Below are 19,169 nucleotides of genomic sequence, written 5' to 3'. Positions count from 1 at the left end.
CTCTGCCTGCAACTTTGCCGTCATAAACGATATACTGATTTGAATTGAAAAAAGAAAAGCAAATCAGGAGTGTGGAAGGGCTATGCAAGACGATATCAACCAGGAGATCACCTTCCGCAAGCTGTCGGTCTTTATGATGTTTATGGCGAAGGGCAATATCGCCAGAACCGCCGAAGCGATGAAGCTTAGCAGCGTCAGCGTTCACCGCGCGCTGCATACCCTGGAAGAGGGGGTGGGCTGCCCGCTGTTTGTCCATAAAGGGCGCAATCTGCTGCCGCTGCAGGCGGCGTGGACGCTGCTGGAATATTGTCAGGATGTGATGAGTCTGATGAGCCGCGGCCTTGAGGCGACGCGCAAAGTCGCCGGCGTCGGCCAGGGGCGGCTGCGCATCGGCACCCTCTATTCCCTGACCCTGGAAACCGTCCCGCGCATTATCATGGGTATGAAGCTGCGTCGCCCGGAGCTGGAGCTGGATTTGACCATGGGCTCTAACCAGATGCTGCTGGATATGCTGGAAGACGACGCTCTCGACGCTATCCTGATCGCCACCAATGAAGGGGAGTTCAACAATACCGCTTTCGACGTGGTGCCGCTGTTTGAGGACGATATCTTTCTCGCCGCCCCGGCGACGGCGCAGCTGGATAGCACACAGCTTGCTGACCTGCGCGATTACGCCGACCGGAAATTCGTCTCGCTGGCGGAGGGGTTCGCCACCTATGCCGGGTTCCGGGAAGCGTTTCATATCGCTGGCTTCGAGCCGACGATCGTCACCCGGGTGAATGACATCTTTTCGATGATTAGCCTGGTGCAGGCGGGCGTCGGGTTTGCGCTGCTGCCGGGGCGGATGAAAAAAGTCTATGAAAAAGATGTACAGCTGTTAAAGCTGGCGGAACCGTACCAGATGCGCCAGCTGATCTCGATTGTCTATTCACACCATCGCGAACGCGATGCCGACCTGCTGGCGCTGGCGGCGGAAGGGAGAATGTACGCCCGGAGCCTTAATCGCTAAGCCGCTGCGCCAGATGGCGGGCGACGTCCACGCCGCTGCGTTCCAGCGAGAGGGTCTCCCCGCGCCAGCCCGCCTGGCGGGTCAGGTAGGTCAATACCCCGCCGGGGGGCATCTCAATGGCTAAGCGCGCGTCGCGCTCATCGGCGGCGATCATCGCCTCCTGCCAGTGGACGGTGCGCGCCATGTTCATCGCCAGATCGTCGGCGATCCGCTGTGGATCCCACAGCACGCGCGCCGTCGAGCCGCTTAAATAGGCGCACTGCGGGCGCGTTAAGGTCACGTCGGCAAAGGCTGTTGCCAGCGCGGCGGCGGGTTTATCCAGCAGCGCGCAGTGCGACGGGACGCTGACCGCCAGCCGCTGCGCCTTACTGGCGCCCGCCTGCAGCGCCAGCTGCGCCACCTCGGCCATGGCTTCATCGTGTCCGGCGATCACGATCTGCGTTTCGGCGTTCAGGTTGGCAAGATAGACCTCGTGACCCTGCATCAGCGCCTCAACCCGCGGGCGGGTCAGGCCCATGATCGCCGTCAGCCCGTAACCGTCGGGATAGGCCTGCTCCATAAGATCGCCGCGCAGGGCCACCAGGCGCAGCGCGCTGGCGAAATCGAGCGCGCCGGCAATCACCGCTGCGGGAAAGGCGCCGATGGACAGGCCGCTGACAATCTGCGGATTGACGCCCTGGCGCTGTAGCTCGCGCGCCCAGGCTACCCCGGCGATCAGCAGGCAGAGCTGGACTGCACGGGTATGTTTTAGCGATCCGGCGCTATCTAGGGCCTCGACTTCATTCCCCAGCACGGCGCGCGCCTGGCTGAGGATCGCTTCGCGGTCGGGGATAGCCGCCAGCATGCCGGGACGCTGGGCACCCTGTCCGGGAAAAGTAAACAAAATCTTCATCATTCCTCCCTGCGCCACGGCGCAGCGGTTAAGCGCGCGCCGCGGGACGTTTTCAGCAGCGCTCGCCCATCGCGTAGCCACTCATTGAGGGCGAAGGCGCCGTATGGCGTTTCGACCTGGGTATCGGCGCGGCACGGGAGCTGGGCCACCCGGGACTGCCAATCCAGCAGCGCCTCGCGGGCCAGCGGCTGCGGGGCGCGGATCAGTAGATCCAGATCGCTTGCCGCATGGAGTACCGGGATTTCGGTCGCCAGCGCGTAGCCGGTGCTGCCGGTGACGCCCCAGCGCCAGGGCCAGTCGCCCAGCGTCAGGGCGATGGCCGCCTGGACCGGCGGCTGCGAAACAAAAGGGGAGCCCAGCAGGCGCTCGCGCTCCACCAGCATCTCCGGGGTGACGCTGCGCACGATATTGTGCGCCTGTACCCAGCCGGCGGCGCGCTGTTCGCGCTTCATGCCCCGCACCCCAACCGGGATGCGGGCCTGGCCGTCAACATCGCGCCTCACCACCACCGGCAGCGCGGCTCGCCACTGCTGCGCCACCCACGGCTCGACAACATCTTCCAGGGCGCTGGCGTGGTTTAACCACACTAAATCGTGGGGACGCGGTGTTGATGACATGGTTTACAGTCCTGAAGTCAAAGAGATAAACAGCGGTAGCGACAGGATACACAGAACCGAGCTCAACAGCAGCACGGCTTCAGCATCCGGGGACTGTACGCCGAAGCGGTTGCCGAAGACCACGCCGAAGAAGCCGGCGGCCAGGGCAATCATCAGGATCGCGGTGATGGCGATGGCGCCGTGCAGACCCAGCAGCATCACCAGACCCCAGGCGATAAACGGCTGTACCAGCAGTTTCACGATGGTGGAGGTGGCGATCAGCGCATTGAGCTGCAGTTTACGCGCCGAGAGGATCACCCCGGTGAGGAACAGCGCCGCGGCGGTGGCGGCCAGGCCCAGCGGTTTGATGGCGGCCAGCAGCAGGTCCGGCATTTTAATGCCGATAGCGGAAAGCACCACCCCGAGCAGCGGGCCCCAGACGATCGGCTTTTTCACCGAACGCCACATCAGCACCGGCAGCATCGCCAGCGTAGAACCGGTGGTTTCCCCCGCGGCGCGGGCTTTTTCACGTTCCAGAATCAGCAGGCAGAAGGGGGTCATCAGTACCGAACCGCAGGCGATAGAGACCGCCACCGACAGCGAAGTCGATGCGCCTTCGCCGAGCACGCTGCCGAGGATCGGCAGGCCCAGCGCGGCATAGTTCGGCAGGGCGACGGTGAGGGTCAGCACCGCGGCATCCTGCGGGGTGCGTTTGAAGACGCTGGTGGCGAGGAAGTAAATCCCGGCGTAGGTGATCCACATCGCGCCAGTAAGCGCCAGCACCAGCGGCGACTGGGCGACGATACCGGCCCACGGAGTTTGCACCGTGGCGCTGAACAGCGTAGCGGGTAAGGCAAAATCCATTACAAAGATATTGAGCAGGGAGACATTTTTGTTATCTACCATCCCGGCCTTACCGGCCCAGAAGCCCAGCAGCATAATGACGAAAATCGGGGCAAGAGCATGAATAATCACATAAGTCATAAATCACCTGTAAATAAAATAGAGTACTGGCGCGATTGTTATTTTTTCTAAAAGCCGTCCCTACCCGGCGCGGTTATTACGCGCTCCGGGGGACGGCTTCCGGCAGGTTTTCTTCTACTACTTACGTACGAACGTGTTACCAGCTGGCGCGCATCAGGTCGCGGACCCGCTGCGAGCTGCGGCGGTTTTCCGCACCCAGGCGGCACTTCAGCGAGGGATCCTGGCGCGCGTCAGCGATGGCGTCGCGCAGGGTGTGGCTGACCAGCGCCAGATCGTGGTCGTCAGGGGCGTCCGGATGGCTGATGTCAAGCAGAGCGGAGAGCAGGCCGAGCGTGGCGTAGTTGCTGACGTCATAGGCCATCGGCGGGATGGTCGCCGCCAGTTTCTCCAGCGCCTCCACGCTGCGCAGGGTAATGCGCGCGGCCGACGCTTTACCCATCGCGTGGACCAGTACGCCGCTGTCGTTAAAGGCGATCAGACGGTTGGCCTGGTAGCCGTGGGCCAGAAACGCCCCGGACATCGCTTTGCCGACGATCAGGCCAATCACCGGATGGCCGGCCAGACGGGCTTTGGCGTAGGCGCCTGCCGCTCCGGCCAGCGCCTGGTGAATACCAAAGGCTTCTTCGCGACGGCCATAGGCCTGGCTGGGGACATCGATAACCGCGATAATCGGGCGCTTTACCGTTTTATCGGCATCGGCGTCGAGGGTTTCGTTGACCACTTTCGCCAGCGTCCAGCCTTCCAGCAGGCCGACTTCGCCACCGGCGGCGCGCGGGTAGTGGTTATTAGCATCCGGTACCACGGCAATAAAACGCACCTTTTCGCCATTAAGCTGGCCGTCTGCCACCTGCACGGAAGGGCACAGGCCGCTCATCAGCGGCGCCTCGGGCGCCAGTTTGTTCAGCCATAGCGCGGCGCGGTTTGGGAACTGACTCATTATTTTTCCTCCCGGGCAAAAAGCTGTTTAATCTGCGCGGTATCCGCCTGCTGGCGGGTGTCGAACTGGCTCAAACGGCGCAGATAGTCGTCATAATTGTCGCTGCGGTGCTGCGCCGGTACGCCTTTGGCGATCGCTTCGTTCATCGCGGTTTTGACGGCCTTGACGCCATCGTTAACCAGCGCGTCGACCAGGCCGCTGGCGGCGCGAATTTCGCCGCCGGTCATGCTCCAGATAAACGGCCGGTTACGCGAGTCGTACTCTTCAATGCCGGCTTCCTGCTCGATAACCTGCGGGCCGTTGAGGCCGAGACGGGCTTCTCGGGTGACGATGAGATAGCTGCACAGCGCGGCGGCGATGGACATGCCGCCGAAGCAGCCGACGGTGCCAGCGATGATGCCGACTACCGGGGTGTAGCGGCGCAGATCGACAATCGCGGCGTGAATATCGGCGATGGCGGCCAGGCCAAGGTTGGCCTCCTGTAGCCGGACGCCGCCGGTTTCCAGGCACAGCACCGCCTGCGTCGGGATACCGTTGCGGTTATCCTCCGCCGCCAGCTCCAGCGCGGCGGCCATTTTGGCGCCGGAGACTTCGCCCATACTGCCGCCCTGGAAGGTGCCTTCGATGGCAATCACCACCGCCGGCTGGCCGTTGATAGTGCCTTTGGCGACCACCATACCGTCGTCGGACTGCGGGACAATGCCCTGCGCGCCGAGCCACGGCGACATAATGCCGTCAAACGGATCCAGCAGTTCACGGTAGCTGCCGTCGTCCAGCAGAGCGTGGGCGCGTTCGCGAGCGCGCAGTTCGATAAAGCTGCGATCGTTACGCATGAGCGGCCTCCTCAAAGACTTGTTCAATACGAATACGGGCGACGCCCGGCGTGGCGCCGAAGTCGTGAATAACCAACTGCCCGGCGGGCAGGCCGTTAATCAGGCTCAGCCGGTCGAACAGCGCCTGCCAGCGCGCCTGGCTGTTATCCACCGAGGTGGTAATTTGCACGCTGAGCGTATCGCTTCCGGCGGCGGTATAGAGCACTTCCATATCGCCTGAACCTACAACCCCTGCCAGCGCTCGGCCGCGGAGGGCGCGGCTGGCAGGAAATGACAATGTAATCTGTTCCATAACATCCTCTGAATGCGTTAGCCGGCAACCCGGTCGAGAAACAGGGTGGCGGCAAGGAGATCGGCGGCGCCGCCCGGCGAGGCGTTGTGCGCCAGCATCTGCGCGTCAAGCCGCGCCAGGGCGGCGGGGGGGGGGCGCGTCCGGCGACGCTGGCGCACCCGCCGGCCGCCAGCACCGCGCGGGCGCCCTGCTGCATGGTCTGCAGGCCGGTCAAGCCGGCGCGCGACAGCACGCAGGTATCGCTCAGCGAGGTCATGATGGCCATCAGCGCGTCAAGTTGCGCCTGCGGCTCGCTGGCGCCACGGGCGCGGCTTTGCTGTAACTGCGGCAGCGCCAGGGTGGTGATATGCGGGAAACCGCGCTGCGCCTCTTCGCGCGCGCCCGGCACCTGCCAGCGGCGGCTGGCGCGTAGCCCTTTACTGAAGCTTTTCGGCGCCAGGCCGTCGGGCAGGCGGGCGAGGGCGGCGGCGGTGTCGGCGATCGCCTGTGAATGACCCGCTCCCCCCAACATCGCTACCGCGCTGACCAGCAGCCCCAGCGCCCAGATGGCGCCGCGGTGGGTGTTGACCCCGCCGGTGGCCTGCATCATCTGCGCTTCGCCTTCCCGGCCGAGGCGGCCGACGGTTTCGCGCAGCGCGATATCTGCCGGGCGGCGCCAGCTTTGCTGGGCCAGCGCGTGGAAGGTCGGCTGCAGGCTGCGGGCGGAGCGTTCCATCAGCGCCAGCGTGAGGTCCTGATGCGCGCCGCTGCCGCGGCTGTCGACCAGACCCGGTTTCGGGCTCAGACGGGCTTCGTCAATCAGACAGGCGCTGGCGGTATCCGCCAGCCAGCTGACGCGGCTTTCTGCGTGCAGGGGGGAGAGAATTTTCATTACCAGCTCCGGAATTTTGCCGGTGGGTTGTACAGTCCGTCGGACCATTCCACCAGGTCGGCGACGCTGCCGGCGGCCAGCAGCGAACGGGTGGCCTCGCTGCGGCGAATGCCGAGATCTTCCGGGTAGACCACTTTGCCGCTCTGACGCAGGGCAGCCACGCGTTTCGCGTCCACTCCGAGACCGATGTCGGTGATCCCGGCGACGGCGGCGACCATCGCCCGGCGCTCTTCCAGGCTTTCCGCACGATACAGGTAGGCGATACCCTCTTCGGTCAGCACGTGGGTGACGTCATCGCCGTAAATCATCACCGGCGCCAGCGGCATGCCGGAGGTTTTGGCGACGTCGACCGCGTCGAGGGTCTCAACAAAGGTCGGCTTCACCCCGGCCTGAAAGGTTTCGACCATCTGCACTACCAGTTTTTTACCGCGCTGCATTGGGTCCGGCTCGGTGATCATATTGAGCCAGGCAGGGGTGGCATGGCGGCGGCCGTGCGGATCGTGGCCCATGTTCGGCGCGCCGCCGAAGCCGGAAAGGCGGCCGCGGGTGACGGTCGAGGAGTTAGCCAGACCATCAACCTGCAGGGTCGAACCGATAAACATATCCACCGCGTACTGCCCCGCCAGCTGGCAGAAGGCGCGGTTGGAGCGCATGGAGCCGTCCGGGCCGGTAAAGAAGATATCCGGACGGGCGCGGATGTACTCTTCCATCCCCAGCTCGCCGCCGAAGCAGTGCACGCTCTCCACCCAGCCGCTCTCGATCGCCGGGATCAGCGTCGGATGCGGGTTCAGGGTCCAGTGTTTACAGATTTTGCCTTTCAGACCGAGCTGTTCGCCGTAAGTCGGCAGCAGCAGTTCGATGGCGGCGGTGTTGAAGCCGATCCCGTGGTTGAGGGACTGCACCTGATGCTCGGCGTAGATGCCCTTGATCGCCATCATCGCCATCAGAATGTGTTCTTGCTTAATCAGGCGCGGGTCGCGGGTGAACAGCGGTTCAATAAAGAACGGCTTGTCGGCGACCACCACGTAATCAATCCACGAGCCGGGAATATCGACGCGGGGCAGATCGCACTCGTCGTCCACCAGTTCGTTAACCTGGGCGATAACAATACCGTCGTGGAAGGCGGCGGCTTCCACCAGCGCCGGGGTATCTTCGGTACTCGGCCCGGTATACAGGTTACCTTTACGGTCGGCTTTGTAGCCGGCGATCAGCGCGACGTTGGGCGACAGATCGACGTACAGGCGGGAGTAGAGTTCGATATAGGTATGAATGGCGCCGATTTCCAGCAGGCCATCTTCCAGCAGCTGCGAAATGCGCAGGCTTTGGGTACCGGAGAAGGAGAAATCGAGTTTGCGGGCGATACCTTTTTCAAACAGGTCCAGATGCTCGCTGCGCCCGACGCTCGGCATGATCATATGCAGATCGTGGATTTTCTGCGGATTGACTTCCGCCAGCATGCGGGAGAGGAAATCGGCCTGCTTCTGGTTGTTGCCTTCCAGCACCACCCGGTCGCCGGGGGCGAGCAGGTTTTCCAGTACGCTGACCAGCTGGTCAGTGGGGATGACTTTGCCGGGGATGTTGGCCTCGGCCAGCCGCCGCTGCTTTTCCGTCCGGCGACGGTTCCAGACCCGCCCCGTCGTTTGTTCGGCATTCATTATTAACCTCCTGATTCGACAAATCGTTTTGTTTGTCCTGGTGGAGGTTAGTGTGCGATGCGAGGCGCGGAGCATCAATTAAGCACGGCGGCCAATCGTTAGCCTGAGAGTAACAATTGTGATTGGCCCTTTGTGATGAGGATCAATAATACGAAAGGCGTAGTGGTCTACCACAGGTGTCAGGGAGAGGGGGGGCCGGCCAGTCGCCGGCCCGGGGAAGGGTTACTCTTTGCTCACATCACTTAATAAGAATGCGATGCTCTGGCCGCCGCTGGTCTGCTCGAGGGCGATTTTGACGATGATCGTCAACGGCACCGACAGGAGCATACCGACCGGACCCAGCAGCCAGCCCCAGAAGATCAACGACAGGAATACCACCAGGGTGGAGAGTCCCAGGCCGCGCCCCATGATCCGCGGTTCGAGAATATTGCCGAACACCAGGTTAACGATCAGATAGCCGGCCAGCACCACCAGCGCCTCGTACAGGCCGCCGAATACCAGGACCTGCAGGATCGGCGGGATGGCCGCCAGCACGGAGCCAATATTGGGAATATAGTTCAGCGCGAAGGCCAGCAGCCCCCACATAAAGGCGAAACGCACGTCCAGCAGAACCAGCATGCCCCAGACCACCAGCCCGGTGACCAGGCTAATCGCGGTCTTCAGCACCAGATAATGCGACACGCTGTCGATGGCGCGCTGAATGGCCCCCATGCCTTCTACCGGGCGGGACATCAGCTGCTGCAGTTTGGCGGGCAGTTGCGGAACCTCCAGCAGCATAAACACCACCGTCAGCAGCAGCAGAAAAATCGAGGACATGGCGTTCGACAGCTGAGTGAGCAGACCGGTGACCAGGGTCATCACGGCGTTGGGGTCGATGTATTTGTTTAGCTCCACCACCGAGACGGTAAAGCCCAGGCGCTGCAGCCAGGGAGCGATGGTTTGCATCGGTTCGTAGAGATAGTTGCGGTACTGCGGCAGGGTGCGCGCCAGCTCGTTAAGCGAAGTCCCCAGCGAGGCCAGCAGCACAACGGCTAACATGACGATAAGGCCGATCAGCAATGAGATCGCCAGCACGCGTGGCACCCGGCAGCGGACCAGCAGCTGGACCAGCGGATTAATAATCACCGCCAGAAAAAGCGCGAGTATAAACGGGACAATAATGTCTGCCGCAAAGCGAATGCCGGTCAGGATGATCACCAGCATGCCCAGCATGATGACCATCTTTAATCCGTTAAGTGTAATAATAGGTTTAGCCATAGGATCCCGTCCTCAATCTTCCTTGCCTGTTAACAGGTTGCGTTACATTAGCATAATGACGTTTTTTTTCAGAAAAAACGCATTGCAGCAAAACCGCGGCGTAAAGAATTGCAAAGTCTTTGAATAAAATGTAGCACTATGCTACAAATGTACCTGTGTTTAACTACTGAGGACAATTTTCATCCGCACCGGACGAGAAGCAACACCGCGGATAATTGTAATTTTATGGACAATCAGTTCAGGATGTATATTTTAAATCACCCCGCAGTATCCCTCACTTTTTCCCGTTTTGCCGGCGAACAGCACTGGCATTCGGCGCTATAGTCACCTTCTTTCTGCCTGAGCTGGCGCCAAGCGCACAGCGAAATCTACGTCAGAAATTTTCCTGTTTACGCGTCGCGTAAACGGTAATGGATTATATTCTCAAGCAGGAGAAGGGATCATGTTTTATTGGATTTTATTAGCTTTAGCGATTATTGCTGAAATTACCGGCACCTTGTCGATGAAATGGGCAAGCATTAGCGGTGGGCATACCGGATTTATTTTAATGCTGGCCATGATTGCCCTGTCATATATTTTTCTCGCCTTTGCGGTTAAAAAAATTGCCCTCGGCGTGGCCTACGCGTTATGGGAAGGGATTGGTATTTTGCTGATCACCCTGTTCAGCGTACTGTTGTTTGATGAAAGCCTGTCGCTGCTGAAAATAGCCGGTCTGACCACCCTGGTGGTGGGGATCGTCTTAATTAAGTCCGGCACCCAGAAAAAAGCGTCGTCGAAGCAGGAGGTGGCTCATGCAGCAGTTTGAGTGGATCCACGCCATCTGGCTGGCTATCGCCATTGTTCTGGAAATTATTGCCAACGTCTTTTTGAAGTTTTCCGACGGTTTCCGCCGCAAGGTCTATGGCATTCTGTCGCTGGCGGCGGTGCTGGGCGCGTTCAGCGCCCTGTCGCAGGCGGTGAAAGGCATCGATCTGTCGGTCGCCTATGCGCTGTGGGGCGGCTTCGGTATCGCGGCGACCATCGCCGCCGGCTGGGTGCTGTTTGGCCAGCGCCTGAATAACAAAGGCTGGGCGGGAGTCATCCTGCTGGTTGCCGGCATGGTGTTAATTAAACTCGCCTGACGTCGCGCCGCCTGCAAAGCCAGGCGGCAAAACGGGTTCGCTGTAGTATGCTTACTCAAGACCGGCCCCGCAGGTATTGTGCCCGGTGACGATGAGGACTGCGCATGCTCACAGCTTTCGGCTGGCGGAAAATTCCTTCCGCCAGGACGTTGTCAATAATGATTTTTCTCGCCGGGCTCGGCCTCACCGCGTCGGTGATCTCCCTGCTTTACCTCTCGCAACACCTCATTGCCAGCAAATCCAATGAAATTGACCAACAGCGCTCGGTCCTGTCGGTGGAAGGGGCGGTGCAGACCTCGGTCAACCGGGTGCTGTCGCTGGTGCTGGACAATGCCATCTGGGACGATGCGGTGACCCAGACTTACGCTCCCAGCCTGGATCAAAAATGGCTGTACGACTCCTGGGGATCCGGCTTCAAAATCAATAATCTGTATGACGGCACCTTTGTCCTTGATGAACATTATCACATCCTGTGGGGCGCCTTTCAGAGTCAGGTTATGCCCCGGGCAGACCTCTCATTTCTCGGCGCCGGGCTGACCAGCCTGATCCGCTATCATGCACAGGCTCTGCGCGAGGGGAGAAACGCCTTCGCCGGCATCACACGTACCGAGGCCGGGATCGCTTTCGTCGGCATCGGCCTGATACGGCCGACGAGCGGCCGGCTGCAGGTGGCTGACGAGACCCGACGCTATCTGGTCATTACCCGGCACATCAGCCCTCAGCTGCTGGAGCGTTTAGGCGACACCTTCCAGATAAGCCATCTGCATCTCAGCGACGGCCCAGGCGAACACCGGATCCCGCTGCGCACGCAGGGAGGCGAGGTTCTGGGCTATCTGGCGTGGCAGCCGCGCCTGCCCGGCGCCGAAGCGGCCCTGGCCTCGTCAGGCAGTATGCGGTTGATCGCCGGGGTGGCCGCCAGCCTGATCCTGCTGTTTATTCTGTTCAGCAGCCTCGGCATGTATAAGCTGGCCCGCGGCGAACGTCAGGCGCGGGAGATCGCCCTGATTGACTGGCTTAGCCGCCTGCCCAACCGGCGTGCGCTGCTGCTGCGGCTCAGCCAGGTGTGCGACACGAGTAAGCACGATATGCAGTGCGTGGTGTTTATCGATCTGGACGGTTTTAAGGATGTGAATGATAACTATGGCCACGATGTGGGCGACACTCTGATCCGCCATATCGCCAGCGCGCTGCAAAAACGGGTGCCGGCGGGGGCCATGCTGGCAAGAATGGGCGGGGATGAGTTCGCCATGGCGGTGAGCGGCGAACAGGCGATCGACCGGGCCGCGGCGTTCGCCTGGGCGGCGCTGGAGCTGCTTAAAGCGCCGGTGGCGCTGAGCAAACGCACAATTTATATCGGCGCCAGCATCGGCATCGCCAGCGGTACTCCGGCGGAATGCTCCAGTACCGAACTGTTTCGCCGGGCGGATATCGCCATGTACCACGCCAAGAAGAGCGGCAAGGGGCGGACGGCCTGGTATGACGATGCGCTGGATGCCGTGCGACGTCATCAGCTGATGATTGAGAATGGCATCCGTCAGGGGCTGGAGCAGGATGAATTTGAGGTCTGGTATCAGCCGGTGGTCGATGCCGATACGCTGGCGATGACCGGCGTTGAAGCGCTGCTGCGCTGGCCGCGTCGCCCGCAGGGTGCGCTGGCGCCGGATGCGTTTATCGCCATTGCCGAGAGTAGCGGCCTGATTGACACCCTCGGCCAGTTCGTCCTGCAACGCGCCTGCAGCGACCTGCAGCCGGTGGGCGATCTGCTGCTGTCGGTGAACATCTCGCCGGCGCAATTTCGCGATCCGGCGTTTGAACGCCGGGTGATGGAAACGGTCGCTGCCTGCCGCTTTCCGCCGTCGCGCCTGCAGGTGGAGGTGACGGAGAGTTATGTGCTGGAAAATCCGGAACGTTCGCAGGCGGTGGTGGAGAATCTGAAGGCCCAGGGCATCGCCGTGGCGCTGGACGATTTTGGCACCGGTTACTCCAGCATCGGCTATTTACGCCGCTTTCGCTTTGACAGCCTGAAGATTGACAAATCCCTCGCCGGGCGGGTGGATTGCGATGCGCAGGCGGCGGAGATGGTGCGCGGCACGGTGCGCATCGCCCGCGCGCTGGGGATGACGGTCGTGGCGGAGGGGGTTGAAGATCCGCAACAGCTGGCGCTGCTGCGGCGGGCCGGTTGCGACCGGCTACAGGGCTTTTACTTCAGTAAACCGATGCCGATCGCCGACCTGCTGCAGCGGCGTCAGCAGCAAGGGTAATTACTCTCCGGCCAGCGCCTCCAGCTTATCGCGAAAGCCGGTCACCGCGATGGCGCGGTTGTCCGCCCGCCAGCGATCCTGCGGGCCGGGAGCCGAACTTTGCACGGCGATCACTTGCCAGCCGTCCGCGGTTTTCAGCAGCAGCGGCGAGCCGCTGTCGCCGGGCAGGGTGTCACACTGGTGCGACAGGACGCTGTTTTGCGCCCAGCCGGTGACGATGCAATCCTGATGGCTGTAAAGATTGTCCAGATGATCTTCAGGATAACCTGACTGGGTCACTTTCCGGTCCGCCGCCTTCAGCGCGGCGGTTAAATCGGCCTTACTGCCGGGGAAGAGCGGGATCGGCGTGATGCCCGAGGGAGCATAGCGCAGCACGATCAGGCCAAAATCCGAGGGCGCCGCGGCGGAGGGAACGATCCAGCCGTCACCGTCGGCTTTCAGACGCTTGCCTAACCCGGGATCCACGCGTCCGGCAATGCCGTGGATCTCATACACCCAGTTACCCTTGCGGGAAATAAAGCGCAGAGCGACCGCTTTGTCCGGCTTGCCGCGCGGGGGCGTTAACAGGCAGTGGCCCGCGGTCAGCGCCAGGTTGGGGGAGATGAGCGTCGCCGTGCACAGATTGCCGCTGGCGGTCTCCAGCTGGCCAATCGCGTCCCACGGACTCTCCTCCGGGCGGCTCACCGCTTTACGCTCATCGTGGCCGAAAAACAACGTCTTAATATCTTTGGCGCTCAGTCCGCTATCTTCGGCATGTGCGCCCAGAGGTAACAGATAAAATGAACACAGTAATAACAGAACGTCTCTACGCATATCACTCTCTGGGGGAGGCTATGATGTCTATTGACAGTAGCAGGAGATTTAAGTTTTTGAAAGTAAACAATAATTCTAATCAGGCCAAACGGCATGTCTCATCTGCGCGCGACGGGCTCTGGCGCGGGTAAAACCTTCTGATTTCAATCGGTTAATACCATTAACCTTCTGCTGCTATTTCCGCAGAAAGCACGGTCTGGCGCAAGCACATTCGTGTATCAGAACGTACTGAAATTGGCGAATAATGCAGCAATACCTCTTTGAGGTTATTCCTGGTTTGGCAGCATAATGCGCAAAAATAATACTTTTACCCGCCAGAACTTCACCAGAATTCGCACTTCTTTACGCCTCACGTAATTATTTTCAATGCGAAACATTTTCTCACCGAAAACGTTGTTACCGTCACCCGGCCGTTGAGTAAATAGAGAGGTAATACCGGCGATGATAGCCTGAATTCTATTTCCCCGGCGTTCGGAGGGTATATGTCTAAAAAAGGTATTCGCGCACTGGTCTATGTTTCCCTGGTCTCGGTGGCCATCTGGGGCGCAACCGGCTATCTGGTGATGGAAGCGGTACGTGCGTTGTGATGAGTCTGGCCGCCGTGTGGGGGCCAGGCGCGCGATGGTTTATTGCTAACGTGTCTGGCGTCTTCGGGCGCCGGGCATGATTTGCGCCGCTGGCAGCGGCAGGGTAAAGAGAGTGATAAGGGTGGGCAACAATATTTGCACGACATTCACCTTGCGGGAAGTCTGAGCCAGGCGGCAAAACGGGAGAGAAAGGCGAAATGATTAATAGAGGAAAAAGCGGGTCGCAACCACTGCGCAAATGATTAACAGGATCAGGATGAGCTCAAAACGATAACGCCGCAGCATAGTGCTCTCCAGAAAAAACGGCGCTGAAGCAGCGCCGATTATTTAAGAAGGTTGGTTCACCGGGAGGAATTAGGCTGCCGGCTGTGCAGCAGGTTTAGCGGCCTGGTGTTTGGTGGTTTTGTGGTGTTTTTTCGCTGCCTGAGCTTTCTGGGCTACCGGTTTAGCGGCAGCTTTGTGGTGCTTTTTCGCGGCCTGGGCTTTCTGCGGAGCGGCGGGTTTGGCTTCTGCTTTTTTGTGTTTTTTAGCGGCCTGGGCTTTCTGGGCAGCGGCTGGTTTAGCTTCTGCTTTCTTGTGTTTTTTGGCAGCCTGAGCTTTCTGCTCTGCAGCTGGTTTGGCCGCGGCTTTATGGTGTTTTTTGTGATGGGTGGTCTTGGCAGCAGTGCTGTGGGTAGCAGCTGGCGCGTGAGTGGTGCTTACTGCGTCAGCAGCGAAAGCGGCGGAAGAGAGACCCATAGCAGCGGCAACGACCAGAGCTAATACTTTTTTCATTCTGATATCCTCGAAAAGTTTTCTTAATTTCAACCCCACTGCGGGGCCGGTGAAATCACTATATGCTTGTCTTTTCGGGCTTTCCGTGAGTGTTTGGTATCGGCGTGTAACCGAATGTACAAGGCGGGGAGTGGAAGGACGCGCCGGGCAGCCCGGCGCGGACGATCACAGATAGCGGGCGGAAAGGTGGTCGCGGAAGTAGCGGCTGTTAAGATCCTCGCCGGTGGCCTGTTGGATCAGCTGCGAGGTGGTGAAGCGGCTGCCATGCTGCCAGATATTCTGCCGCAGCCAGTCAAACAGGGCGCTGAAATTCCCTTCCGCGATATCGCGGTCTAACGTTGGCAGCGCGCGACGGGCGGCGGCCATCAGCTGCGCGGCATACATCGCCCCCAGCGTGTAGGAAGGGAAGTAGCCGAAGCCGCCGTCGGTCCAGTGAATATCCTGCATACAGCCGTCCCGGTAGTTGCCGGTGGTCGACAGTCCCAGCCAGTGCTGCATTTTCTCATCCCACAGCGACGGAATATCTTCCACCTCTATCTCGCCGTCGATCAGCGCGCGTTCAATTTCATAGCGCAGGATCACATGCGCCGGATAGCTGACCTCATCGGCATCAACGCGAATAAAGCCTGGTTTCACCCGCTGGTTCCAGGCGATGAAATTCTCCTCGCTAAAGGCCGGCCGATCGCCAAAGCGTTCGCGCACCGCCGGCAGCAGGCGTTTCAGGAAGCGCTCGCTGCGTCCCAGCTGCATTTCGAAGAACAGGCTCTGCGACTCATGGATAGCAGTAGAGCGGGCCAGTCCTACCGGCTGGTCGACCCACGGGCGAGGCAGATTCTGCTCATAGCGGGCGTGGCCGGTCTCGTGGATCACGCCGAACAGAGCGCTGAGCAGGTCGTTTTCGTTGTAGCGGGTGGTGATGCGCACATCCTGAGGGACGCCGCCGCAAAACGGGTGGGCGCTGATGTCCAGACGCCCGCCGTCAAAGTCAAAGCCGAGGATGCGCATCGCCTGCAGACCCAGTTCGCGCTGCTCAGGGATCGGGAACGGCCCCTGCGGGGCGATCAAGGTTCGCGTCGCCTGCTTATCGACCGCTTGTCGCAGCAGGGAAGGCAGCCAGGACTTGAGATCGGCAAACAGGCTGTCCAGCCGGGCGCTGGTCATATCCGGTTCGAAAATATCCAGCAGCGCGTCATAGCGTGAGCCGCCCCGGGCGTCGGCGCGGATCTGCGCTTCCTCGCGGCTCAGCCTGACCACCTCGCGCAAATTATCGGCAAAGCCAGCCCAGTCATTAGCCGGCCGCTGACTGCGCCAGGCATGTTCGCAACGGCTACCGGCCAGCGATTTGGCCTCCACCAGGCTCTCCGGCAGCAGCGCCGCCTGAGCGTACTGGCGCTGCATTTCCCGCAGGTTGGCCTGTTCGAGGTCGTTGAGATCCTGCTGGCGGGCCGCCTGCAGCCATTGGCCCACTTTTTTATCGGTCAGGATCTGATGCTGTAGCACGCCGAGTTCCGCCAGCGCTTCGCCGCGGGCGGCGCTACCGCCCGGAGGCATCATGGCGAACATATCCCAGCCGGCGATGGCGGAGAGATGCGAAAAGCGCGACAGGCGCTGAAAGGTGCGGGTAAGCTGCTGATAAGGCGTATTTTCAGTCATAGTAGCGTTCGGTCCGTGACAGGTGAATGAACAGATTATCGGTATGCCTCTACACTATCCTGATACGCCTGGCGGGTCGAGCGTGGCGCGCAGAGGGCGGGGTAAAGCATTAGCCGCGTGATAGCAGGAAAAAAAGCGTGGCTCTGTGAGCAGTATTGCAGAAATCGGTAACGCATCGTGACTAAACTGTGATCGATAACGCAAGTCTGGAGGTTCGGGGGTGGTTTATGAATCCGTTCACCTGGCTGTTTATTGCCTTACTGTCCGTTGATGCCGTCAGAGAGCTGATGGGCTTGTCATCTATCATGGGCATGTGGTGAAACGTGGCCCGCAGGCCACGTCACGCGCGATTATTTGAGTCGCCGATACAGACAAGTGCCGGTCAACAGCGCGGCAAGGAGCAGCAGCGCGATAAATCCGCCGACGCCGTTCCAGCCGTAGCGATGCCAGAACACCCCGCCTAATGTCCCCGCCAGGCTTGAGCCAAGATAATAGCTGAACAGATACAGCGATGACGCCTGACCGCGGGCGCGGCGCGCGCGCGGGCCAATCCAGCTGCTGGCGACGGAGTGCGCGGCGAAGAAGCCGGCGGAGAACAGCAGCATGCCGAGGAAAATAAGCCACAGGGAAGAAAAGAGCGTCATCAGCAGGCCGCAGAGCATCACGCCGGTAAAGCCGAGCATCACCGGACCGCGGCCATAGCGTACGGTCATGGCGCCCGCTTTCGGCGAGCTCCAGGTCCCGGTGAGATACGCCACCGACAGCAGACCCACCACCGCCTGGCTTAACGACCACGGCGACATCATCAGACGGTAGCCAATGTAGTTAAACAGGGTGACAAAGGCCCCCATCAGCAGGAAACCCTCGACGAATAGCAGCGGCAGGCCGCGATCGCGCCAGTGCAGGCGGAAATTAATCAGCAGCGTTTTTGGCCGCAGCGAGGTCGGGCGGAAATGGCGCGACTCGGGCAGGATTCGCCAGAACATAATCGCCGCGGCCAGGGCGAAGCCGCTGATCACCGCCAGCGCCACGCGCCAGCCGAAAAAATCGGTAAAGACCCCGGTGAGCAAGCGGCCGCTCATGCCGCCGATGGAGTTGCCGCTGATATAGAGTCCCATAGAGAAGGCCACAAAGCTGGGGTGGATCTCCTCGCTCAGGTAGGTCATACCGACCGCCGCCACGCCGCTCAGCGACAGGCCAATCAGGGCGCGCATAATCAGGATGCCGTGCCAGCTGGTCATCATGGTCGACAACAGCGAGCAGCAGGCGGCCAGCAGCAGCGCGGTGACCATCACCGGCTTGCGGCCTATGGCGTCCGACAGCGGGCCGGTAAACAGCAGGCCCACCGCCAGCATCGCCGTGGAAATGGAGAGAGAAATACTGCTGCTGGCCGGCGATACGCCGAACTCGTTCGACAGCACCGGCAGGATCGGCTGTACGCAGTAGAGCAGGGCGAAGGTGGCCAGACCGGCGGAGAATAGCGCGAGCGTGACGCGCATAAACTGCGGGGTGCCGCGCTTAATAAACGGATCCGGGCGGGATGTACCAGCGACGCTGACCTCGCCCGCCGGCACGGTGTCAACGGTTGTTGTACGACTCACAGAGAATTCCTTGGGTAGAAGTTGCTGCTTACCAACAGAGTGTTGTGACCATTCAGCTCACATTTTTAGGGTATGAAAATGTAAATATTCTGTCTAATATATTAATAATCTCAAATAAGACGTTTTAAATATGAATATCGAGTTGCGTCATTTGCGCTACTTTGTCGCCGTCGCCGAGGAGCTGCATTTTGGCCGCGCCGCGGCGCGACTGAACATCTCTCAACCGCCGTTAAGCCAGCAAATTCAGATCCTCGAGCAGCAGACCGGCGCCCGCCTGTTCGCCCGCACCAACCGCAGCGTCAGCCTGACGGCGGCGGGGAAACAGTTTCTCGCCGACAGCCGACAAATTCTCGCCCAGGTGGAGGACGCGGCCGCCCGCGCCGCCCGTCTGCACCATGGGGAAACGGGCGAACTGCGTATCGGCTTTACCTCCTCGGCCCCTTTTATCAAGGCGGTATCCGATACGCTGTCCCTGTTTCGTCAGCGCTACCCGGATGTGCATATTCTCACCCGCGAGACTAATACCCGCGAACAGATTGTCCCGCTGAGCGAGGGAGCCCTCGACCTCGGCCTGTTGCGCAATACCCAACTGCCGGACACCCTGGCGTGGCAGCGAGTGCTGCGCGAGCCGCTGCTGGCGATGGTCCCGGCGGACCATCCGCTGGCCCGCCAGCCCTCGGTCAGCCTGGCGGCGCTGGCGCGGGAGCCGTTCGTCTTTTTCGACCCGCACGTCGGTACCGGCCTGTATGACGATATCCTTGGCCTGCTGCGCCGCTACGGCCATACGCCGGTGATTGCCCAGGAGGTGGGGGAGGCGATGACCATTATTGGCCTGGTGGCCGCCGGGCTGGGGGTGTCGATCCTGCCGGCCTCCTTTCAGCGCGTGCAGCTCAGCGAAATGCGCTGGCTGCCGATTGACGAACAGGATGCGGTGTCGGAGATGTGGCTGGTGTGGTCGAAACACCATGAGCAGGGGGCGCTGGCAAAACGCTTTCGTGACACGCTGCTGGCCTGGAAAAACGAGCGCAATTGA

Annotated in this window: 19 protein-coding genes and 1 pseudogene; 6 read left to right on the top strand and 14 right to left on the bottom strand. The window is 60.8% G+C overall.

Annotation, left to right across the window (positions count from 1 at the left end; all coding sequences use genetic code 11):
- The first annotated feature begins 82 nt into the window (after positions 1–82).
- Positions 83–1,009 (top strand): LysR substrate-binding domain-containing protein, encoded by a 927-nt coding sequence (locus ABLX76_RS20795; RefSeq protein WP_023289529.1) that lies wholly within the window; start codon positions 83–85, stop codon positions 1,007–1,009.
- Here ABLX76_RS20795 and mdcH read toward each other — a convergent pair.
- The 9 genes and pseudogenes from mdcH to ABLX76_RS20750 form a co-directional block, all read right to left on the bottom strand.
- On the bottom strand, positions 999–1,901 hold the full coding sequence (gene mdcH / locus ABLX76_RS20790) for a malonate decarboxylase subunit epsilon (protein ID WP_348875265.1): 903 nt from the start codon (positions 1,899–1,901) through the stop codon (positions 999–1,001). The two genes, ABLX76_RS20795 and mdcH, sit on opposite strands and share 11 nt — an antisense overlap.
- The gene (locus ABLX76_RS20785) at positions 1,901–2,518 is read right to left on the bottom strand and encodes a malonate decarboxylase holo-ACP synthase (protein WP_065882294.1); all 618 of its coding nucleotides are present in this window, start codon (positions 2,516–2,518) and stop codon (positions 1,901–1,903) included. The genes mdcH and ABLX76_RS20785 overlap by 1 nt, the downstream gene beginning before the upstream one ends.
- A gap of 3 nt (positions 2,519–2,521) precedes the next feature.
- Positions 2,522–3,481, bottom strand: a complete 960-nt coding sequence (locus tag ABLX76_RS20780; RefSeq protein WP_065812480.1) for an AEC family transporter — start codon at positions 3,479–3,481, stop codon at positions 2,522–2,524.
- Between the two features lie 136 nt (positions 3,482–3,617).
- Positions 3,618–4,418, bottom strand: a complete 801-nt coding sequence (gene mdcE / locus ABLX76_RS20775) for a biotin-independent malonate decarboxylase subunit gamma (protein ID WP_086076203.1) — start codon at positions 4,416–4,418, stop codon at positions 3,618–3,620.
- Positions 4,418–5,251, bottom strand: a complete 834-nt coding sequence (locus ABLX76_RS20770; protein ID WP_032452728.1) for a biotin-independent malonate decarboxylase subunit beta — start codon at positions 5,249–5,251, stop codon at positions 4,418–4,420. The genes mdcE and ABLX76_RS20770 overlap by 1 nt, the downstream gene beginning before the upstream one ends.
- Positions 5,244–5,543: a malonate decarboxylase acyl carrier protein gene (mdcC, locus tag ABLX76_RS20765; protein WP_023289535.1), complete on the bottom strand. Its 300-nt coding sequence runs from the start codon at positions 5,541–5,543 to the stop codon at positions 5,244–5,246. Before mdcC ends, ABLX76_RS20770 begins: the two co-directional genes overlap by 8 nt.
- Before the next feature lie 17 nt (positions 5,544–5,560).
- Positions 5,561–6,414: pseudogene (locus ABLX76_RS20760) on the bottom strand (triphosphoribosyl-dephospho-CoA synthase).
- Positions 6,414–8,069: a malonate decarboxylase subunit alpha gene (gene mdcA / locus ABLX76_RS20755; protein ID WP_004206060.1), complete on the bottom strand. Its 1,656-nt coding sequence runs from the start codon at positions 8,067–8,069 to the stop codon at positions 6,414–6,416. The pseudogene ABLX76_RS20760 and the gene mdcA overlap by 1 nt, the downstream one beginning before the upstream one ends.
- A gap of 222 nt (positions 8,070–8,291) precedes the next feature.
- The gene (locus tag ABLX76_RS20750) at positions 8,292–9,326 is read right to left on the bottom strand and encodes an AI-2E family transporter (protein ID WP_023289538.1); all 1,035 of its coding nucleotides are present in this window, start codon (positions 9,324–9,326) and stop codon (positions 8,292–8,294) included.
- Between the two features lie 442 nt (positions 9,327–9,768).
- On the opposite strand from ABLX76_RS20750, the gene kpnE reads away from it, so the two are divergent.
- Entirely contained in the window at positions 9,769–10,131 is a 363-nt protein-coding gene (gene kpnE, locus ABLX76_RS20745) for a multidrug efflux SMR transporter subunit KpnE (RefSeq protein ID WP_023289539.1), read from the top strand.
- Positions 10,118–10,447 carry a multidrug efflux SMR transporter subunit KpnF gene (gene kpnF, locus ABLX76_RS20740; protein ID WP_023289540.1) on the top strand — a complete coding sequence of 110 codons (330 nt, stop codon included), beginning with the start codon at positions 10,118–10,120 and terminating at the stop codon, positions 10,445–10,447. Before kpnE ends, kpnF begins: the two co-directional genes overlap by 14 nt.
- A 55-nt stretch (positions 10,448–10,502) precedes the next feature.
- Here kpnF and ABLX76_RS20735 read toward each other — a convergent pair whose 3' ends face one another.
- The gene (locus ABLX76_RS20735) at positions 10,503–10,592 is read right to left on the bottom strand and encodes an ArsR family transcriptional regulator (protein WP_258315333.1); all 90 of its coding nucleotides are present in this window, start codon (positions 10,590–10,592) and stop codon (positions 10,503–10,505) included.
- Between ABLX76_RS20735 and ABLX76_RS20730 the strand changes: the two genes are divergently transcribed.
- Positions 10,552–12,708, top strand: a complete 2,157-nt coding sequence (locus ABLX76_RS20730) for a bifunctional diguanylate cyclase/phosphodiesterase (protein ID WP_348875219.1) — start codon at positions 10,552–10,554, stop codon at positions 12,706–12,708. The genes ABLX76_RS20735 and ABLX76_RS20730 overlap by 41 nt on opposite strands.
- Here ABLX76_RS20730 and ABLX76_RS20725 read toward each other — a convergent pair whose 3' ends face one another.
- The 3 genes from ABLX76_RS20725 to ABLX76_RS20715 all read right to left on the bottom strand — a co-directional run bounded on the left by ABLX76_RS20725 (position 12,709) and on the right by ABLX76_RS20715 (position 16,535).
- A complete protein-coding gene (locus ABLX76_RS20725; protein ID WP_348875217.1) occupies positions 12,709–13,521 on the bottom strand; it encodes a serine protease in 813 nt (270 codons plus the stop codon).
- A 941-nt stretch (positions 13,522–14,462) separates the two neighbouring features.
- Positions 14,463–14,882, bottom strand: coding sequence for an acid resistance repetitive basic protein Asr (asr, locus tag ABLX76_RS20720; RefSeq protein ID WP_348875215.1), 420 nt, complete (start codon positions 14,880–14,882; stop codon positions 14,463–14,465).
- A 165-nt stretch (positions 14,883–15,047) separates the two neighbouring features.
- Positions 15,048–16,535 carry a carboxypeptidase M32 gene (locus ABLX76_RS20715; RefSeq protein ID WP_348875214.1) on the bottom strand — a complete coding sequence of 496 codons (1,488 nt, stop codon included), beginning with the start codon at positions 16,533–16,535 and terminating at the stop codon, positions 15,048–15,050.
- Between the two features lie 227 nt (positions 16,536–16,762).
- Here ABLX76_RS20715 and ABLX76_RS20710 point away from each other — a divergent pair, with 227 nt between their 5' ends.
- Positions 16,763–16,855 (top strand): hypothetical protein, encoded by a 93-nt coding sequence (locus ABLX76_RS20710; RefSeq protein WP_004206050.1) that lies wholly within the window; start codon positions 16,763–16,765, stop codon positions 16,853–16,855.
- 30 nt (positions 16,856–16,885) lie between these two features.
- Here the strand turns inward: ABLX76_RS20710 and ABLX76_RS20705 are convergent, their stop codons facing one another.
- Positions 16,886–18,136, bottom strand: coding sequence for an MFS transporter (locus tag ABLX76_RS20705; protein WP_348875212.1), 1,251 nt, complete (start codon positions 18,134–18,136; stop codon positions 16,886–16,888).
- A gap of 130 nt (positions 18,137–18,266) precedes the next feature.
- Between ABLX76_RS20705 and ABLX76_RS20700 the strand changes: the two genes are divergently transcribed.
- Positions 18,267–19,169 (top strand): LysR family transcriptional regulator, encoded by a 903-nt coding sequence (locus ABLX76_RS20700; protein WP_023289546.1) that lies wholly within the window; start codon positions 18,267–18,269, stop codon positions 19,167–19,169.

The sequence above is a fragment of the Klebsiella sp. JB_Kp004 genome (assembly GCF_040065795.1).
GTDB classification, from domain to species: domain Bacteria; phylum Pseudomonadota; class Gammaproteobacteria; order Enterobacterales; family Enterobacteriaceae; genus Klebsiella; species Klebsiella quasipneumoniae.
Note: the sequence above shows the minus strand (reverse complement) of the source record. Positions and strands in the feature narration are given on the sequence as shown.

Excerpts from the sequence above, each read along its gene's own strand:
- ABLX76_RS20795 (WP_023289529.1), top strand. The coding sequence starts at position 83 with ATGCAAGACGATATCAACCAGGAGATCACCTTCCGCAAGCTGTCGGTC.
- mdcH (WP_348875265.1), bottom strand. The coding sequence starts at position 1,901 with ATGAAGATTTTGTTTACTTTTCCCGGACAGGGTGCCCAGCGTCCCGGC.
- ABLX76_RS20785 (WP_065882294.1), bottom strand. The coding sequence starts at position 2,518 with ATGTCATCAACACCGCGTCCCCACGATTTAGTGTGGTTAAACCACGCC.
- ABLX76_RS20780 (WP_065812480.1), bottom strand. The coding sequence starts at position 3,481 with ATGACTTATGTGATTATTCATGCTCTTGCCCCGATTTTCGTCATTATG.
- mdcE (WP_086076203.1), bottom strand. The coding sequence starts at position 4,418 with ATGAGTCAGTTCCCAAACCGCGCCGCGCTATGGCTGAACAAACTGGCG.
- ABLX76_RS20770 (WP_032452728.1), bottom strand. The coding sequence starts at position 5,251 with ATGCGTAACGATCGCAGCTTTATCGAACTGCGCGCTCGCGAACGCGCC.
- mdcC (WP_023289535.1), bottom strand. The coding sequence starts at position 5,543 with ATGGAACAGATTACATTGTCATTTCCTGCCAGCCGCGCCCTCCGCGGC.
- mdcA (WP_004206060.1), bottom strand. The coding sequence starts at position 8,069 with ATGAATGCCGAACAAACGACGGGGCGGGTCTGGAACCGTCGCCGGACG.
- ABLX76_RS20750 (WP_023289538.1), bottom strand. The coding sequence starts at position 9,326 with ATGGCTAAACCTATTATTACACTTAACGGATTAAAGATGGTCATCATG.
- kpnE (WP_023289539.1), top strand. The coding sequence starts at position 9,769 with ATGTTTTATTGGATTTTATTAGCTTTAGCGATTATTGCTGAAATTACC.
- kpnF (WP_023289540.1), top strand. The coding sequence starts at position 10,118 with ATGCAGCAGTTTGAGTGGATCCACGCCATCTGGCTGGCTATCGCCATT.
- ABLX76_RS20730 (WP_348875219.1), top strand. The coding sequence starts at position 10,552 with ATGCTCACAGCTTTCGGCTGGCGGAAAATTCCTTCCGCCAGGACGTTG.
- ABLX76_RS20725 (WP_348875217.1), bottom strand. The coding sequence starts at position 13,521 with ATGCGTAGAGACGTTCTGTTATTACTGTGTTCATTTTATCTGTTACCT.
- asr (WP_348875215.1), bottom strand. The coding sequence starts at position 14,882 with ATGAAAAAAGTATTAGCTCTGGTCGTTGCCGCTGCTATGGGTCTCTCT.
- ABLX76_RS20715 (WP_348875214.1), bottom strand. The coding sequence starts at position 16,535 with ATGACTGAAAATACGCCTTATCAGCAGCTTACCCGCACCTTTCAGCGC.
- ABLX76_RS20710 (WP_004206050.1), top strand. The coding sequence starts at position 16,763 with ATGAATCCGTTCACCTGGCTGTTTATTGCCTTACTGTCCGTTGATGCC.
- ABLX76_RS20700 (WP_023289546.1), top strand. The coding sequence starts at position 18,267 with ATGAATATCGAGTTGCGTCATTTGCGCTACTTTGTCGCCGTCGCCGAG.